The sequence below is a fragment of the Mesorhizobium sp. M8A.F.Ca.ET.207.01.1.1 genome, assembly GCF_004794715.1.
In the GTDB taxonomy this organism is placed as follows: domain Bacteria; phylum Pseudomonadota; class Alphaproteobacteria; order Rhizobiales; family Rhizobiaceae; genus Mesorhizobium.
Genome location: NZ_SRUS01000025.1, coordinates 1 through 13,492 on the forward strand (window position 1 = coordinate 1; position 13,492 = coordinate 13,492).

The window sequence follows — 13,492 nt, forward strand, 5'->3', positions numbered from 1 at the left end:
CCATCAGCCGGGTCGGCAGCGGCGGCATGCCGGGGCCGTCCGAATAGACGGCGCCGAAACGCTCCTCCAGCACCGGCCAGTCGATCGCCTGCGCCAGCCGCACCAGCTCGTGCTTCATGTTGATGATCTGATCGAGCCTGGAGCGGAACAGGTCCTGCTCTCCCGTCTCGCGCTTCTCGCGTGGCCTGGACATTCGCCGTCCCCTCGATTCGCCGCCGCCGAACCGAGTGAATCACGCTCCGCAGCACAAGGGAATCGCAAAACCGAATTGCAGGAAAACAGCGTCCAAATACCGCTAATCCTGCAATTCAAAAGACGCTATCCGCCTCAATCAACAGGCCAGATCAATGGCTTGCGGATAGTTCACGGCCGACGGTATTCAAGCGGCGGCAATTTCTCGGCTTTCGCCGAGGCCTTTGGCTCTTTCGGGGGGTAGTGTTCATGCGGCAGCTATGCGCTCCAGGTAGTTCAGGCGCTTTATGTTGTATGCGAGATTGGCCATGCCGATCTTCGTCGTGGCCCGCGCGATGCCGATGGTTCGGATGAACAGCCCCATACGGCTCTTCTGCCGGAGAAGACATGCTCGACGCGCGAACGGACCTTCGACTTGATGTTGTTGGCGCGCCGGGTGGTTTCGGGCATCAGCCTGCTCTTGGGCTTCTTGCGGTGGACCCGGCTAACGAAGCCTTGCTTCTCCATGGAGATCTCGTTGGCCGCCGATCTGTAGGCGGTGTCGGCCCATACGCTCTTCGAGGTGTTGGTCTTGTCAGCAGGCCTTCGCGCAGCCTGGCTCCTTCATAGGCGGCCGCATCCGTAGCGCGATGGTCGGATGCGGCATGCGCCAGACTCGCATGCGCACTCGCAAAAGGGGAATCCCCAGCCGGACTCTTATGACAGGCGTAAACCACTAGGCTCTTACCTGCTGGCAAGCGGCCCGGCCGCGCATCGGCCGATGGACGAGGAACTGAATAAACTGAGCGCTGCCGGGGATGAAAAGGCGATCCTTGCGCTGGTGCAGGCGGTTCGAAATGCCGCCTTGCACTACAGAGAAGACGGCGTCGCGGCTGAAGACCCTCATTCGTCAGAGCAAACGGCTCGTTCTGCTGGCGAGCAAGAACAGAAAGAGTCGGTGGGTGCCCTGGGAACTCGGCGTCGGATGGGAGGGTATCCCGAAAATCGCCCTTTTCCCGTCCGCCGGACGACCCAACCGACATGACATGGCCTCCCGGGAATATCTCGGCCGGTAGGCGCCCGTCAGATATTTCTTGCTCGCCTCGAGGTCGGCCTCGGTCAGCCCCTCGTCCGCCATCTGCTTCACCACCTTGTGCACAGGCCAGCGTCCCGGCCGCCCTGTCCGAACGTGTTGCCGTCCTAGCCTGCAGCGCGTTGGAATGCTGGTGGTCGACCAAGCTGGAAGAGGCGCCATAGGTCAAGCCGCGCTGTTCGCGCACATCCTCCCACAGGCGCAATGTGACGGGCGAGCCGCCGAGGATTTCGTTCAGCAGCTCTGCGGCGTAGAAATCTGGCGCGCTACGCTTCACGCCGGGATAAGCCAACTGCAGCAACGTCTGCGGCAGGTCGTAGCGACCGTCACCTGCTCGCCGAGCTTGGGATCGACATCGGCGACGGAGGCGAGCGTCTGCCTCTCAAGCAAATCGCCGAACAGCTGGTGAGTTTTATACGCAGCGTTTTCGCATCAATGTCGCCAACCACCGCCACATGCAGGCCCTCACTAGGCCGTCACGGGCAAAAGTGGCCTTGTGGCAGGAGTTGAGATCGGCCGGTGTCATGCCCAGCGAAGCCCTCTTTGGTGCCTTCGTGCGACCTGGAATAGGGATGTGTGCCGTAGATCGCGGGCAGCATTTGTGCTCGGCGATCGCCTCGGGGTGGCGCTTATTGGGATGATGGCGGAGAGGGCCTGGGCGCCGGGTGCGGTCGATCGGCTCCTGGTCGAAGCGCCGAAGTGAATGGCAGTGATCGGCGTCGTGCGGTCCTTCACCAGCCAAGCGTCGAAGCCTTTTTCAGATTTCACCTCTTCGATGTTCAGGCGTTGAGCGCCGGCAGGATGAGGAACGAAATCGCGAGGAGAAGGGTGTCGCCAGCGGCATGGCGAGGCGCGCTGCCCTCCCGTCTCCGAGGGGAGCGCGCCTGTGCGACGACGCCACAGCATTGGTTTTCAACAATCAATTCTCCCTCGGGCAAGAGATAGCCGGTGCTCGAATGGTCGAGCGCGTGAAAGCGGGCGGCGACCGCCGTCACCTGATCGGCGGTGACCTTGCGGATGCGGTCCGGCCATTCCTCGACGTCCTGCACGGTGCCGCCGGTGGCAAGCCATACACCTCGGCCACATGGTACTGCTTGTCGCCGCCGAAGATCAGCGAGCGGACACAGCGGCTCTTGGCCTTCCAGCTCGTCACCTGTCACACCGTATTTGACGATGCGGGGGGGGCCAGTTTCTCAATTCGCCCGACAGTCTCGCTTCAGGTCCTTCCCTTCGCTACAGCCCTTCGGATGCGGTCCGCCGCTTTCAGCGGGCCTAATCGCTTTCTGGCGCGCACCCCACGGGGACAGGCACGCGAGACTAGTATGGAGCGTTGCGGTTAGCGCACGAACAGCAAAGAACCGAAAAAACAGGCAACTGTCGCAGTATGGCTGAACCAGCCATCGTGTCGGCATCTAGGAGCCGCGTGTTCGCCTTGCGCTGACACGAAGCTCAGACATGACGTCCGGGAGACGATGCTGGCAAATAGTCTGGCTGAAGCATTCCACCCACAATACCAAAGCCCGTCCCGATTCAAAGCGCTTCTGAGCACTCCATCTCAGGCGCGGGGCCAGCTGGCCAGTTCACCTTCTTGGTCCGCCGGAAGAGAGCCCCGCCCTCTCGACAATCGGCTTCATGAGGTTTCGCCCTGCAGTGTCGACCGTAAAAAAGGGCGCGCGAGGCGCCCTTCATTTAAACCGGCAGTCGGGAAGCAGACTTCACTCTGATATTCAAAAGCGGTAGGTGACACCTGCGCCTATCAGCCAGGGATCGAGCTCCGCCTTCCCCGTCAGCTTCGCGCCGGCCACCGTGACGTCGAAGTCCGGCTTCAGGAAAAGCTTCTTCACGTCGAAGTTGAGGCCCCAGTGCTGGTCCACCATGTAGTCGAATCCGACCTGCAGCGCCGTGCCGAACGTGTTCTTCACCTTGAGAGCATCAGCGCTGCCAGTGTCCTGGTTGTAGAAGATCGTGTAGTTCACGCCGGCGCCGACATAAGGCTTGAACGCGCCGAGATCGGTAAAATGGTACTGCAACGTGAGCGTCGGCGGCAGCAGCCAAACTTTGCCGATGTTGCCCAACCCTCCGATCGTCCCTTGGCCCGCGATGTTGGCATAAGTGGTACCGAGTATGAGTTCGGCGGCGATGTTGTCGGTGAAGAAATACGAGATATCGAGTTCCGGCGTCACCGTGTCCGAATACGAAAGACCGGAGCCGGGAAGCGTATCAACGTAGCCCAGATCTTTCGTAACGACGCCCAACGCCCGCAGGCGGACCTGCCAAGGGATTGGCGCTTCGGTGACCGAGGCTCCCGTCTCCGCCAGGACGGTCTCTGCTTGCGCAGGCTCCGCGGCGACGGCCTGCTGTCCCACCATGATCAGGGCCACCGCCGCTGCTGTTGCCCGCGCTACGCCCATTCGCGTTCTCGCCATGAGATTCACTCCTTGATGTTCAGAAAGGATGCACTGCACTATTTCGTCTCCTGCTCGAATGAATTGTTGATGGACCTCAAATGCCCCTCTTGCGTTGCAACGCGTTCCGCCGTCTCCGGAAGGTGATCGTTGAAGCCGATTGCGCTGCGGAGAAAATTGGTGCCTAGACTGATGAATGCGGCTTGCTCCCGATTGTCCTCGCCGCAGCCGTGCCCGCCTGCGCTGGCCTCGTAGAAGTAAGCGGGATAGCCAAGAGCCTGCAGTTTTGCGGCCATCTTGCGCGCATGGCCCGGATGGACGCGGTCGTCGCGTTTCGTGGTGGCGATCAGGATAGGCGGATAGGGCTGTCCCGGCGCTGCGGCGTGATAGGCGGAGATTTCCTTCAGGAAAGCCCAATCGTGAACCTTGTCCGGATCGCCATATTCGTCGATCCAGCTCGCGCCCGCCAAGAGCTTGGTGTAGCGACGCATGTCGATAAGCGGTGCTGTGCAGAACAGAGCCCCGAAATGCTCAGGATAGCGGGTCAGCATGTTTGCGATCAGCAGGCCGCCATTTGAGCCACCCTCGGCGGCAATCCGCCTCGGCAGGGTGATGCCCCTTCGCACGAGGTCGGCGGCAACGGCGGCGAAATCGTCATGGGCGAGACGCTTGCCCTCCCTGCGCCCGGCTTCGTGCCAGCGGGTGCCGAACTCGCCGCCGCCGCGGATGTTCGCCTCGACACACGTGCCGCCGCGCTCGAGCCACAGCTTGCCCAGCGGGGAGTTGTAGTAGGGCAGGAGTGATACGCCGAACCCGCCATAAGCGGAAAGGTGAATCGGAGCATCTCCGTTCCCGTTCGCCGGACCAACCTGCGTATAGGGGATCAGCTCATGATCGATAGAGACTGCCTCGTGGCGCGTGACCACCAGTCCGGATGCATCGAAATTCTCCGGGCTGCGCTTCAGGATTGCTGAAGCGCTGAGAGACGGCGCGGCATTCAGATCGAACAGCAAGAGCTGCGGCGGCGTGATCGGATCCTGAGCACAGATCAGGACCTCTCCATTGGTCTCGTGAACTGCCGCATCGAATGACCAGACGTCGACAGTACCTTCGGCGGGCAGGGTGTTCAGGACTCGGCGCGTCCATTCCTGGTGGCCGGGAGTGAACATCTCGAAACGCGGTGCGAGATTGACGAGGTAAGAGATAATGAGCTTCCCGTCATTCCAGAAGAATGACTGCATGGAGCGCCTTTCCCCTGGTTGAAACAGGGTCTCAAAACGGCGTCCGCCAGCGAGGAAAGAGGAAAGCGAGATGACGATCAGCGCGTCGGCGGGATGGGTGGTGCCTCCCACCGTCCAGGGCTTGCGCGGCCTTACCGCCAGCCAGTCGCCGAAGACCCGCCACGACGCGTCGCGAGGAAGATCGATCTGCCTCCTCGGCCCGCTCCTATCGCCGATCCAGCTGATCTTCTCGAAGAAGGCCGGCTGCTCGATGAACCAAAGGCGCTCGCTGCGGCCGGTGCGGTCCGAATGACCAGAGACTTGGAAGCTTTCGAACCCGGCCTCGAAGATTGCCGGCGTGGTGAGGGGATCCGCGTCACGCTTCCACAGTCGAACGGTGCGCGCATAGCCGGAGCGGGTGGCCATGCCATTACCAAGCGCACTGGAAAGCAGAAGCGTGTCAGGGTCCAGCCAATTAACGTAGCCTTTGGCCTCGGGGAGGTTGAAGCCGTCGGCGACAAAGCTCAGAGAGATCAGGTCGAATTCGCGATGCACGACCGCGTCGCTGCCGCCGCGCGACAGGCGCAGAACGGCTCTTTCCCGTCTCTCCGGCTCGATGGACGCGCCGTCCCAGATCCAGTCCTCTCCGTCGCTAGCCGCGAGAGCATCCAGATCGAGCAGTAGCTCCCATTGGGGATCCGCCTTCATGTAGGCGGCAAGGGTGGTCCGGCGCCACAGTCCGCGTGGATTACCGTCATCTCGCCAGTAATTGTAGAGGTACTGACTACGGCGCGCGATCAGGGGAAGATTGTCGCGATTGTCGAAAATGGCTGTCAGAGCCGCGCGGTCGCGCTCGAACTGCGTTCCACCGAAGTGCTTGAGAGTCCTTGCCGATTGGCCGGCGGCCCAGGCAAGTGCCCGCTCGCCCTCTACATCTTCAAGCCAGACATAGGGATCGTCGTCGGGAGCATCCAGCGTTGGACGGACATCAAATGCGTTCATGTCCGGACAGCCTTCAGAAAGAAGGGATAGAGGCTTCCGTCGGCTCGGGAACGCTCAGTGCTGGTAGCGGCGCCCACATGTTCGAAAAGCGTGATCATTGATGAGTTCTTTCAGTCGGTGCGGCATCGCAGTGCTTTTGCGCATAGGACCGCAACCGTCGTGCCAACTGGGAAAATCGTTTCGGAACAATGCGATCGCTCTGGAAGCGTTGTGTCACATGTCCGACATCGTCGAGAATCCGACAACGAGTGCTCCTCCTAATCACCGATCAACCTCCGGCGCCAGGCGGTGACACCGTGCAGAACTCGAGCAGTGAAGCTCATTGGTGAACCTGGTTGACGCCCAACATCTTCGCTCTGGAGCGCTTCACGCACACGGATTCATCGCAGACACCATGATGCGATCGATGCGGTTAGAGACCAAGCTGGCTGCGCCTGTGAGTTTCAGCCGCCAGCTGGAAGCAGCTGAGTTCTGAGGAGAAGGGTGGGGCACCCCTTGGGCGACCTGATGGTTGCCCAAGCCCTGCCGCAATCTTGGCCTGCACCGTCGCCTGGATTGCTGTCGATCAAGCCAGGAAGCTGCATTCGGGCGAACGCATGGGGCTGGTCCCCATGGCAACTTGGGCTGATGTGGGGCCGTCCGATATGCGATACGAGGGTCTAGGATAGGGGAGCTCGGGCTCGGTAGTATCTCAGCGAGACGGCTAATGGTCGACGAAGTCTTCCTGACGCCACGCATTGGTATGCCGCAGCAACAGGGGCAGTGCGGACGCAAGTCTGGTTGTGAAATCGGCTGCTACAGGGGCATGCCGCGCTTCATCTCCATACCGTCAGCGAAGAAAGCGCGGCGCGAGCATCACCAAAGAGAAGCGGCGCGCCTTTCGTTTTGCGGTCCACTGACCAGTCGGCTTCACCTGTACAACTACGGGCTGGCATAGCGTGAAACTTGGCCCCCAATGGCGGAAATTTCCCCCAGGAGACCTAGATGACTAAGCTTATTGCACCCGGGCTACGACAACCTGCCCACCACCAGCGTCGAAGCCACCGCCACGCCACCAAGTCTTCAGGGAACGTCCTGAACGGAACCCAGCCGGGTACTCCTATCAAAGCGACTCCCTTCGCATGCTCAGGCCGCGCTTGCTGTCGCTGCGCGGGACCGACAGCCTGCTTCTGCCCTGCACAGTGCCGACGACACATGCTTCGACGAAATGGCGTCATCGAGGTCGGGTGGCTTCGGCGCCGGTGCTTTGCCAAATTGCATGTTTGGACGTCCGTGGGGGCGGGCAAGGGGGCACAGTCGTGCCTGCAGTTCTCGTGACTGGCCCAGCAAGTCGAGTTCGCAACCGCGCACCACATTCGGTCGACGAGATGAAGGCTTTTGCCGCCAAGTTCTCTGCCTGGTCCGGCGAAAGCTATACGCTCGCCGCGTAATGGCTGGACATGATAGCCGACGCCCGTCCGAATGGCGGCGGCTTTTTCGTATTATATCGACCTGATCGGCCAGCTTCGCGGGAATGCCGGGGCTACGACTTTGAATGGTCATTTGGCGGCGGAACGGCTATGATGATCCAGATCGGCCATCGTGAAAGCCACGACATCGATATTTTCCTCGACGACCCTCAATTGCTCGGTCATCGACCATCCCAAAAGCCACCTGCACTTTGAAACGATGCCGTCCGACTATTTGGGGGACGGGCTTCGGTTCCAGAAATTCGCCTTCGAAGACGTTGGCGAAATCGACTTCATCGTTGCCGGAGCGCTAACAACGAAGCCGTTCTAGACCCGCGTGGTGGAAGGCAGGACCGTGCGGCTCGAGACCATCCCGGAAATCATCGCCAAGAAGGTCTATTACCGGGGATTTCGGAAGCCAACCCGCGCGACATCTTCGACATCGCCGCCGCAGCCCGGTCGCAATTGGACGAGGTCGTCAACGCTCTGCGTGCGCTCCCAGAACAGGTCGCTCGAACCAGACAGCGGATGGAAAAACTCACCAATGAATTCGTCGGCCGCGCCATTGCACAGCTGATGATCATGCCCTGACTACGAAGCGTCGGCCGCCGACAGTCTGGACGCAGCGTTCGCTGTGCTCGACGAGGTGTTGTCATCACTCAAAGAACCTGACCCCCACGACCTAGCGACCAACCGAGGGAGGGGAGGGGTTTCTCAGAGCCCGGACGCCTTGGTGAGGTTGGTCCGGAATCTGCCGCGCCTCCGCTGATATTTGCGGGTCATCTCGGCCGAGGCATGGCCGAGCTGCTTCTGCACGTAACGCTCCTCGACGTCGGCCGACGAGGCAAGTCCGGCGCGCAGCGACTGGCCCGAGAACAGCAGCGCCCGTTACCCTTCCGGGAGATCGGAGGGGAGGCCGGCGGCGATCGTCACCTGCTTGACCAGGCGGGCGACGTGCTTGTCGGAGAGCCGTTCGACGTCGACGGTCTTGTTGTCCTTGAAAATGCGGCGGAACAGGGGTCCACGTGCGATGCGGCCAAAGCGGATCCAGCTCTCGAGCGCGACTACGGGGTAGGTGTGGTCGCTGGAGCCGCGGCCGACCTCGACCTCGCGCCAGCCGGTCTTGCCGCGCAGGGTGACCAGCAGCCCTTGCCGTCAAAAATCTCGATCCAGCCGGCGCCATCGCTGTTGTCGTCGCGCATGACGTCGAGACCGACGATCTCGGAGCGCCGCAGGCCGCCGCCACAGCCCAGGAGCAAAATAGCGCGGTCGCGTAGGCACCTGAGGTCGTGGCCGAGCGTGGCGATCATCGCCAGGACCGCCTCTTTCTGCCGCGGTGGCTTTTGCGTGCTTGCGCGGCGAATGCCGGCAAGAACCGTATAGATATGCCGCTCCGCGTGGTCCAACGGCCGGCCGCGCTGGGTAAAGTTCCAGGCGAGGCCGGAAAGCCGCCGCTCGATGGTCGCAACCGAAAGGGCAGGGGCGCCACGCTTCGGATCGCCGGCGGCGGTGCCCAAGGCACAGGCGCTGATATTGAGCCTGATCACCTTCGAGCCCGGAGGCAGGGGATCGAAGCCAGCGCGCCGGCACCAGGAGGAAAAATGCCGCCAATCCTTGGGGTAGGCGTCGCGCGTGTTCTCCGAGGTGGCGTTGTAGCCCCTCGCGGTCTCGACCAGTTCCTGGACATGCGCCGGGACTCTTTGAGCCGGGTCTCCATCTCCTTGTAGAGCTTGTCAAGCTCGCCATCGACTGGCTTCAGGTCGTCGATTGAACATTGCGTCATCATAGGCTTTGTGCCTTGTTGTAGCAGGCATCGTCCGTTCGCGCGGCGGACACAGACATCACCGTCGCTGAGCCGAGAACGACGGTAAAAGAAAATGCACTCACTGACTTCATAACCAATCTCTTTTGCGGGTGATTTAGAAACGGACGCCGAGCTTGGCGCTGAACCCGTGTGTCTGGGCATCCGAGGCGATCTGTCCCTGATAGGCGATGCCGAACGTCGCGTTCTCGGTGATGTTTACGTCCAGCCCAGCTTCGAGCAGAGCTGCGTTCTTTGCGATCGGCACGCCCTTGATGGCGAAGGAGGAACCGCCAGCAAAGGCAAGAGCGGTATCCGGCCGAGGGTCAGTACCGTCGACGCACGCAGACCTAGCGTGGTAAACGCCGTGTCGCTCGAGCGATCCCCGCTCGACAAGGCGGCTGCGCCGCCCTTCTCGGTGAAGCCATCGGCGTCAAAATTCACATAAGCGAGATTAGCGTAGGGCTCGAAGGAAGCCGAAGCCGTATTGATACGGTAGCCGAGCTCGCCAAAGGCCTGGAACGTGCCGGCGTCGTAATCGGCCGAAAGGCTGTCGGCGAAGCCTGGAAAGACCACGGACCTGCCGGTCTCGATGCTGTGCCAGGTATAGGCAAGGCCGGAACGAAAACCGAGATTGCCGTTTTGCGTGCCGGCAACAAGACCGAGATGGTAATTCTCGCTCGAGCCCGACGACGCGCGATCGTCCGCCTCCAAGGAGGTATGGCTGTAGCCGCTGATGAGGCCGAGCCGCCAGCTTTCGCCGACAGCCGCGTCACCGCCAGCCAGAAAGCCGCCTGTCGAGTGATCGAGACCGGCGGCATTGCCGTCGCTGTCGAGATGACCCCAGGCGCCGAAGCCACGGCCCCATACGGCGAAATTCTCACTCGTTGCCGGGGCCAGTTCCAGACCACCCAGCCCATAAGTCATCACCGGAACGCTGGAGGCACCGACGCCGTCGAACGCCGCACGGATCCGTTCGCTCGCGGCATCGCGTACAGAATGACTGTCCTCGATGAGGCCGCTATGAATGGAAGCATGAACCTCGCCTGATAGCATATCGAAAGCGTTGCGGGCTTCCGGCGCCGTCAGGAACAGGATGTTGTCCTGGATCGGATTACCGCTTCCAAGCGCCTGAGCCGCTGCGGCGACCGAGCGTTGATTGAAGGTGCTGGCTACATCGGCAAATGCCGTCGATGTGCGGCTGATATCGAGATAGACATTGTTGGCATCGTAGACGAGCTGGAAATCGACGAAGGGCGTCGCGTCTGTCGCCAGAGCCCCCGTCAGCCCGCCATAGGTGCCGCTTACGCCGCCTGCTGCGGAGAGCAGAGTATATCGGGCATCGACCGATAGCGTTCCCTGCCGCAGCAGCTCGATCTGCGCGCCGCTGTCGATCGCCGCTGCTCCGCCAACATCGATGAGATCGGACGACCTTGCGAGGTCGACCTGATAGATCGATCCGGACTGCTGCGCGAAATCGCCCGTGACAGTCAGTGTGGTGACGATCCTGCTCGGATCGGTCGCACTGCCAGGAGCGACCGTGCCGCCCTCGGAAATGGTGACCGCACCGTAGGTGCCGCCGCCTGCGACGACACCGCCGCTGTTTGCGATAGCCGTGCCCCCGATCTGCCCGTCATTCCCGAGAAAGCCGGACGTGGTCGCATCATGGGAAAGCACACCTGTATCGGCAAGCAGCAATCCCGCGCCGGAACCGACCGTCGTCATGCCGGAAAAATTGTTCTTTCCGCTCAGCGTTTGCACGCCACCGGCAACGAATAGTTTGCCGCCCATATTATTGTTATCAACGTCGAGGTCGTTGATGCTGCCGGCGAAAGTGTCGTTCGAAGCCGTTAGCACCAGGGTACGCTTGCCCAGTTCGACCGTTCCGCTGCCACTCAGGCTACGAATACGGGCATCGTTGTAGGCGTCGGAGATTCCCCAATAGTCGCTGCCATTTCCATGTTCGGAGATATCGAACGTGCCGTCTGCAACGACTTTCGCTGACCGTTGGATGTTGCCGAGCCCCGCAAGCGAGAGATAGGCATCCTGAGCAATATTCGTCTCGCCGGTGTAGGTGTTGACATTCGTCATCCGGACCACCGTCTTTGTATCAAGCGTCAGCGATCCGGAGCCGGAGACGACACCCGCTATGCCGAACCCGCCCTCATTCCCCATGCTCGTCGTGATCCTGCTCAGACCGGTCCCTTCGGGTGCGGATGAATCGGTAGAGAAGTTGCTGGCAGTGACGAAATGTGACGTATAAGCGGTATACTTCTTCTCCAGATCGAAAATGACCGATCTGTTTTTGAAGAAGTCAAGACCGGCAACAAAACTGGTCTGGTCATTGGGTTGTTCCGTCGTGCCGCTGGTGTAGGTGAAGTCGATATTGTCCAGCCTTACCGGATCGCCATCCGTTCCTGCGATTGTAACGCTCGGGATGTTGCCCGATGCGCTTACGATCTCGCGTTGCTCATTTCTCCGAACATTTTTAAGTTTGACGCCCGCATCCTGAAATTGCTTCAGCATCGCATCACTGATCTCCAGACTGCCACCGCCCGGTGTGCCGGTGTCGAGCAATACCGCGGTCTTGTTGGGGTCGGTGATTGGTGGGGCTCCATCCTTAACCGTGTACTGCAGATTGTAGCTGCCTTCGTATTCGGTCGAGGCATTGGCGCCAGAGCCAGGAAAATTCTGATAAGAATCCTGATCTTTTTCCTCGGGTTCTCCCCATGGCATGGCATTAGTATATTGGGCCCGGAGGCTTGGATTGAGGTTGACAATCGTGCAGGGGGAACAGCCAGGCGTTTGGTCGCTCTCGGAATCCGGATTCACATTGGCGGAGACCACGTAGCCAGACCTGGTGACACTGCCCATCATGCCCCAGACACTTGTCTTGCCAAGAAAATCGCCGGCCCCGAATGTACCTGCGAAATCGCCGCCTTCGTCTGCCATCTTGCCAGCGGTCATTTTCGCCCGCTGCTCCTTATCGGCGTGATAAGGTTCTTGGAGATCCTGACCATACATATCTTTAAGTCCATCCGTCACGGATCCCGGCGTGCACTTAAGATTGTTGTCCTTGCAATACGCATGGGTATAGACAAAATCGAGAATGCGAGCAGCCCGGTATTTCTTATCGCTTACAGACGGCCCGTCGATTGTTATCTTTTGATCTGGATCGACATATGTAAATTTATCAATTTCCACGTTCTGAAGCTTATTACCATACGTTCCGTCCCCGTACGTATATACGTAAGGCGTGTCGGCAATCGGGCGGACCCCGGTCACCTCTGACCCGATCTGCGTGTTGAGCTGGTCCGAGCCCGTGTCGAATACGTATCGCTGCGCGTTGCCATTGTTGATCTTGGCCCAGATGCCCAGGCGGTCATGGCCTTCCCCGACATACTCCAGCGGGATCGAAATCGGGTCGTCGGCCAACGCTTCTCCAGTTGGAAATGCTACCAGACCCACCCCGAGAGACACAGCCGGCAGGAATACCGTCGTCATCGCGGTGGTTGCCGCCAGAAAGTTCTTTGTCCTGAAACAAGCCTGCATACCTGGTCCTCGAAAAAGTCTCGCAAACTGATTGATCATTGGAACGGCCTCCTGAATTGTTTAACGAGACCCTTTATGGCGGCCCTGGCTGACAACAGCCTGAAAGCTGCAAGCGGCCTGCGAGAATGGGGCGATCCTGAATGACGACAGATGCTGTCAACAATGGATGAGTGCTCGGCCTGAAAGCTGAGCACGCGTTATGCTCAGGCTGCTGACAAGGCCAAAGCAGCGTAAGTGCGGAGTGAAATCCAAGGTCCACATGGGTCGTCGCTCTTCCCGTGCGCCTGGGAAGGCGCCGGCCCGGCCAAGCTTTCCCAGATCGTCCGGATGGCGCACAAGATACCGGTTCAGGTCGATCGAGATGGAGGCCGAGGCGTATGCCAAGGCGGTCGACTGCCTGACGAAAGATCAGAATGCGTCGCTGGCGCTCTACGATTTCCGCCGGCAGCGAGCTCAGTCTCCTGCCGGGCATCCGTGTTTACTGGCGACGAGACACAAGATGTGCCCAAATTGCCACCAGACCGTCACCTGCGATGAGTTTCGGCAACTGATTTTGTCCTTTCAATCATCGCCACTTCCTGGCCGCGGCCAACATGGGCCACTCGAAGGCAGCAGACTGGCGGCTATATGGACGGGCTGTGAGCCCGAACCGGAGACATTGGCGAAATTTACGATCTCTATAGCAACGTCAAGGAGAAGCGCGAGGTGTTGCAGATGTGGTCAAATCACATCGAATGGCTGATCAAGCAGGCTGCGGATGACGCTCTGGCGGCGTAGCTGCTGGCATGGGCGGAAGATGC

Annotated in this window: 6 protein-coding genes and 5 pseudogenes; 3 read left to right on the forward strand and 8 right to left on the reverse strand. The window is 60.3% G+C overall.

Going from position 1 to position 13,492, the window contains the following annotated elements; all coding sequences use genetic code 11:
- Together EN850_RS32940 and EN850_RS37520 are read right to left on the reverse strand one after the other, a co-directional pair.
- Positions 1-193: pseudogene (locus EN850_RS32940) on the reverse strand (IS5/IS1182 family transposase); the annotation flags it as partial.
- A gap of 246 nt (positions 194-439) precedes the next feature.
- A pseudogene (locus tag EN850_RS37520) lies at positions 440-818 on the reverse strand (transposase); the annotation flags it as partial.
- A gap of 134 nt (positions 819-952) precedes the next feature.
- Between EN850_RS37520 and EN850_RS37525 the strand changes: the two are divergent.
- Entirely contained in the window at positions 953-1,216 is a 264-nt protein-coding gene (locus tag EN850_RS37525; protein ID WP_245478315.1) for a hypothetical protein, read from the forward strand.
- Positions 1,217-1,397: 181 nt separating this feature from the next.
- Here EN850_RS37525 and EN850_RS37965 read toward each other — a convergent pair.
- The 4 genes and pseudogenes from EN850_RS37965 to EN850_RS32970 form a co-directional block, all read right to left on the reverse strand.
- Positions 1,398-1,541, reverse strand: a pseudogene (locus EN850_RS37965) (insulinase family protein); the annotation flags it as partial.
- Positions 1,542-2,193: 652 nt separating this feature from the next.
- A pseudogene (locus EN850_RS37535) lies at positions 2,194-2,427 on the reverse strand (insulinase family protein); the annotation flags it as partial.
- A gap of 564 nt (positions 2,428-2,991) precedes the next feature.
- Positions 2,992-3,690, reverse strand: coding sequence for an OmpW family protein (locus EN850_RS32965; protein WP_024505687.1), 699 nt, complete (start codon positions 3,688-3,690; stop codon positions 2,992-2,994).
- Positions 3,691-3,728: 38 nt separating this feature from the next.
- Positions 3,729-5,891, reverse strand: coding sequence for a prolyl oligopeptidase family serine peptidase (locus tag EN850_RS32970; RefSeq protein ID WP_127310559.1), 2,163 nt, complete (start codon positions 5,889-5,891; stop codon positions 3,729-3,731).
- Positions 5,892-6,597: 706 nt separating this feature from the next.
- Between EN850_RS32970 and EN850_RS32975 the strand changes: the two genes are divergently transcribed.
- The gene (locus EN850_RS32975) at positions 6,598-6,828 is read left to right on the forward strand and encodes a hypothetical protein (protein ID WP_127295339.1); all 231 of its coding nucleotides are present in this window, start codon (positions 6,598-6,600) and stop codon (positions 6,826-6,828) included.
- Between the two features lie 625 nt (positions 6,829-7,453).
- The gene (locus tag EN850_RS37540) at positions 7,454-7,555 is read left to right on the forward strand and encodes a hypothetical protein (protein ID WP_245463615.1); all 102 of its coding nucleotides are present in this window, start codon (positions 7,454-7,456) and stop codon (positions 7,553-7,555) included.
- A 498-nt stretch (positions 7,556-8,053) separates the two neighbouring features.
- Here the strand turns inward: EN850_RS37540 and EN850_RS32985 are convergent.
- Both EN850_RS32985 and EN850_RS32995 read right to left on the reverse strand, forming a co-directional pair.
- Positions 8,054-9,039, reverse strand: a pseudogene (locus tag EN850_RS32985) (tyrosine-type recombinase/integrase); the annotation flags it as partial.
- 320 nt (positions 9,040-9,359) lie between these two features.
- Entirely contained in the window at positions 9,360-12,731 is a 3,372-nt protein-coding gene (locus EN850_RS32995; RefSeq protein ID WP_127310561.1) for an autotransporter domain-containing protein, read from the reverse strand.
- Positions 12,732-13,492: the final 761 nt, after the last annotated feature.

Excerpts from the sequence above, each read along its gene's own strand:
- EN850_RS32995 (WP_127310561.1), bottom strand. The coding sequence starts at position 12,731 with ATGATCAATCAGTTTGCGAGACTTTTTCGAGGACCAGGTATGCAGGCT.
- EN850_RS32970 (WP_127310559.1), bottom strand. The coding sequence starts at position 5,891 with ATGAACGCATTTGATGTCCGTCCAACGCTGGATGCTCCCGACGACGAT.
- EN850_RS32965 (WP_024505687.1), bottom strand. The coding sequence starts at position 3,690 with ATGGCGAGAACGCGAATGGGCGTAGCGCGGGCAACAGCAGCGGCGGTG.
- EN850_RS32975 (WP_127295339.1), top strand. The coding sequence starts at position 6,598 with ATGGTCGACGAAGTCTTCCTGACGCCACGCATTGGTATGCCGCAGCAA.
- EN850_RS37525 (WP_245478315.1), top strand. The coding sequence starts at position 953 with ATGGACGAGGAACTGAATAAACTGAGCGCTGCCGGGGATGAAAAGGCG.
- EN850_RS37540 (WP_245463615.1), top strand. The coding sequence starts at position 7,454 with ATGATCCAGATCGGCCATCGTGAAAGCCACGACATCGATATTTTCCTC.